The following is a 1,095-nucleotide window of genomic DNA, read 5'->3' as shown; positions in this document are numbered from 1 at the left end:
CCAGCACATCCCCGGCGGGCAGCACAACCTCCCGCTGCGCCCCGGGAGCACGAACCCGGTACTCGGACACCGTGAGCACATCAGCGTTCACAGCCGTCACCCAGTTTGGAGGCAGCCGGTTCAGCGTCCAGCCCGACGGGGCCTCCTGGTCCTGCCAAACCGCCCAGTACGCGCAGTCGTACAGCGCCAAATCAGCCACGAGACCGTAAACCAGCTCATACGCCGTGGTCTGCGCATTCGGGCGGGACAGCAGCGCCGCCAACGGCCCACTACGGTCCCGCACCCGGTCCGTCTCGCCCTGCCGCACGAAGGTATGCAGCCCCAGCTGAGAAATGTTCCTGGCCACGAAGTTCACGACGGTCCGCAGGTGCGGCTGCGTACGCCACAGCTCCGCCGACGACATGCCCAGCACGGTCTCGGCATCAGGCAGCTGCCATGACGTCCACTGCTGCACCATCGCGGCCGGCGTCGGCGACGACCGACGGAAAAGGTCGAAGAAGCCCATCAGATCAGATCACCTCCACCCTTCCCGTTTCGTAGGCGGACACTGGCGGCGCCTCTACGGCCCGGTTCAGCAGCCACACCGCCCCAGTGGCGGCGACCAGCGGCGCAATGTCGGTGGCGCTCTTCTTGCGGTCCCACAGCCACGCGTCACCCGCCGGCCGGGTCACCGCGGTTGCGGCGGCCACGTCCAGTACCGGCTGCGGCAAGTGTCGGAGCCCGTTCGAGCGCACCAGGTCATAGAAGTTGCCGGTGCCGCGGCCGAGGTCAGGCCCGGCCCAGTCCTCAACGGTCAGCCCGGCCTCACGGATCTGGTCGATCAGCGAAGACACCGGGGCCCCGTTCGTCTGGGCTGTCACCGCGGAGATCAGCGCCTTGCGTTCCGTCAGCCACGGCACGATCCAGTCCGTGCCCGCTCGGCTGGCCACGATCTCCACGTGCGGCACCCCGTCCTCGCGGCGCCCGGCGAACGCGACATGGCCACGGGTTCGGTCGAACGAGACATCGACGCAGGCCCGGACCTTCTCATCCGCGATCTGCGACTCGGGGTCGGTCCCGGCGTCCCAGGTGCCCGGTGGGAACGGTCCCTCGAGG

At 68.9% G+C, this 1,095-nt stretch carries 2 protein-coding genes; both read right to left on the bottom strand.

All coding sequences use genetic code 11. The annotated features are described in order from the left end of the window. The coding region (locus ACMZ42_RS27270) for a phage portal protein (protein ID WP_415733464.1) at positions 1–505 on the bottom strand (505 nt) is incomplete at its 3' end. A 4-nt stretch (positions 506–509) separates the two neighbouring features. Further along, on the bottom strand, positions 510–1,095 hold a 586-nt coding region (locus ACMZ42_RS27265; protein WP_415733463.1), incomplete at its 5' end, for a hypothetical protein.

The organism is Lysinibacillus sp. NPDC056185, assembly GCF_047737915.1.
Lineage (GTDB): Bacteria > Bacillota > Bacilli > Bacillales_A > Planococcaceae > Lysinibacillus.
Note: the sequence above shows the minus strand (reverse complement) of the source record. Positions and strands in the feature narration are given on the sequence as shown.